The organism is Tissierellales bacterium (assembly GCA_035301805.1).
In the GTDB taxonomy this organism is placed as follows: domain Bacteria; phylum Bacillota; class Clostridia; order Tissierellales; family DATGTQ01; genus DATGTQ01.
This window is the reverse complement of the sequence record DATGTQ010000231.1, coordinates 1-2,522: the sequence shown is the minus strand read 5'-3', so window position 1 is coordinate 2,522 and position 2,522 is coordinate 1. Positions and strand designations below refer to the sequence as shown.

General features: G+C 28.9%; 2 protein-coding genes. One reads left to right on the top strand and one right to left on the bottom strand.

The window, feature by feature from the left end; translation table 11 throughout:
• Positions 1-113: 113 nt before the first annotated feature.
• Positions 114-1,208 carry a hypothetical protein gene (locus VK071_11630; protein HLR35961.1) on the top strand — a complete coding sequence of 365 codons (1,095 nt, stop codon included), beginning with the start codon at positions 114-116 and terminating at the stop codon, positions 1,206-1,208.
• A 21-nt stretch (positions 1,209-1,229) separates the two neighbouring features.
• On the opposite strand, the gene VK071_11625 is transcribed toward VK071_11630, so the two are convergent.
• Positions 1,230-2,219 (bottom strand): tyrosine-type recombinase/integrase, encoded by a 990-nt coding sequence (locus VK071_11625; protein HLR35960.1) that lies wholly within the window; start codon positions 2,217-2,219, stop codon positions 1,230-1,232.
• Between the last annotated feature and the right edge of the window lie 303 nt (positions 2,220-2,522).

The following is a 2,522-nucleotide window of genomic DNA, read 5'->3' as shown; positions in this document are numbered from 1 at the left end:
AAGGTTCTGTAGATTTAATAGGTTTAAATGTAGATGAAATTATCCCCATTAAAGACACTGAGTATACTATTGTTGGGAGCTTATATGAATTTAGTGGATAGGAGGATAAAGAAGTGAAAAATAAAAGATATAAAGAATATAGCTATGAAGTAGGAGAAATAGTAAACGAGACTTTGAGAATAGTGGAAAAGATACGGTTTAATAATAGAAAAGGGTACTATGTACAGTCATTAAAGTATCCCAATGCTCCTTGTTATAAGATTTTGGAAAGCAATTTAAACAGGGGAGATAGAGATTCTTATATATATGGTAGTAGAGTTTGTGATGAAAATTCTGTATGGAGTCTAGGTGAGTTACGAAAATATATAGTTGATAAAAATAAAGCTAAAAAATTAAGGTTAAATTCCAAGAAAAAAATATTGTTAAAATGTCCCTTATGCAGTGTTGAGAGGAATGTCAGTGGAAGAAGCCTTAATTCATACGGTTTTTCTTGTAAAGTATGTTCAATGAACTATTCTTATCCGGAGCTATTTTTTGCGGCTTATTTAGAAACTAAAAAACTAAATTATGACTATCAAGTAAAAATGAAAAACAGTAGGAGAAAAATTGATTTTTATATCAAGGATTTAAATATTTTTGTAGAGACTAACGGTATTATTCATTACGAAAAACAATATGGTAGTTCGTGGAAAGACTCATATGAAAGAACAAAAGAGTCAGATAAAGAGAAGAGAAAATATGCAAAGAAAGAAGGTAAAAAACTCATAGAGTTAGATTGTAGAAATTCTAATTTTTATTTTATATTAAATAATATAAATAATACAAAGGAACTACCCAACATAACCAACGAAGATATTCCTAAAATCAAAAAAATTATAAAAGACAAAAATCAAAAAAATACAGATGATATAATAAGAATGTATAGTAAGGGATATAGTTGTGAAAAAATAGGACGTTATTTTAATGTTAGTGAAACTATGGTTAGAAATACTTTAATAAGACTGGGAATAAAACGAAGAGGAATAAATGACACTCGAAAGAAAAGAGTATTATGCATAAATACTGGTAAAGTATATGAATCTACCTATGATGCCAAAGATAAGACAGGAGTAAATCAATCAAATATTAGTAATTGTTGTAGAGGGGTTGTTAAATCTGCAGGCAAACATCCTGTTACAGGAGAAAAATTAAGATGGGAGTATGTATAAGAGGGAGCAACTCCCTCTTTTTTATTTAAATTGTAAAGATAAGTTTTCTATGAGTTTATCATCTTCATTCTTCATATAAGATTGTGTCATGTCAACAGATTCATGCTGCATTAATATCCTAACTTCATTAAGAGTTAGTTTATCACGATCTAGCTCTTTAAGCATGTGATGTGTCCCATCTGCCATATTTTGAGCAAAACTATGACGTAGAGAGTGTGGATTTAAGTTTATCTCTTCTTTATATTTATCATTTAATATTTTTCTAAAAGAAACCACCCAGTCATATAGACTGGTATACTTCAAGGGTCTTTTATTATCTCCTTTTCCTGTTATCCATAGACTATCTATGTCATCCTCTCCTCTTTCTTCAAGATAAAGTTTAGCTATCTTTTTACTCTTATTAGAGTAAAGTAGTTTAAATTCTTTACCTCTCTTACCAGTTATTGTATTGGTTATATTCTCATTGTTTAAAAAAGGATATTTTGTAACTTGTGATATTTCGTTTCTCCTTGCTCCACTAGAGTAAGACAACTCGACATAAAGTGCTTTTTGATACTTTCCATTATCTAATAGATAGTTTACTAAAAAATCTATTTGATCATCTGTTAAGAAGAATATTTCTCTTACTTCTTTCTTCTCTAATGACTTTATTCCTTTCATTTGGTTTCTAGTATAGTCTTCATAGTCATCATCATCCATCTCACAGTATTCTAATATGTTTCTTAGACTTGACTGCATACGGTTTATCCTAGCGTTTGATTTTTTATTATCTTGCATCCATAAGAAAAATCTCCTAAACTCTTTACGTTTAATATCTAATATATACTTATTATCTAATTCATTATGTACATAGACTAAAAAAGCCTTAATATCTGCTATGTACTGATAGATAGTCTTTTCACTAAGACCTCTACTTTTTAATTCCATTATATAATCATTTACTACTGCCTTTGAGTCTTTGTTTACTTTATTGTTATATGTTTCTTCGTTGTATAGTACTTGTCGTGTCATTATATTCTTCCTTTCTATTATAATAAAAAAACACACTAGGAAAGGAGAGGGAGAACCTAGTGTGACATAATTATATATGTATAAAGGGCGAAATGCCCTTTTTGTATTATCTACATGTATTTCTATTTAATATCTATTAAATTTTTGATTATTATTTCTTTTTTAAAGTATTGGTAAAATTACATTGATTGCTATTCCATTGTTTGCTGGAACATCGCCAGTTGTCACAAGTCTAATATCTCCATTACTTCTCACTTCTAAAATAGGTAGAGAATTTTGAACACTAGCTGTTCCTGTCACTGA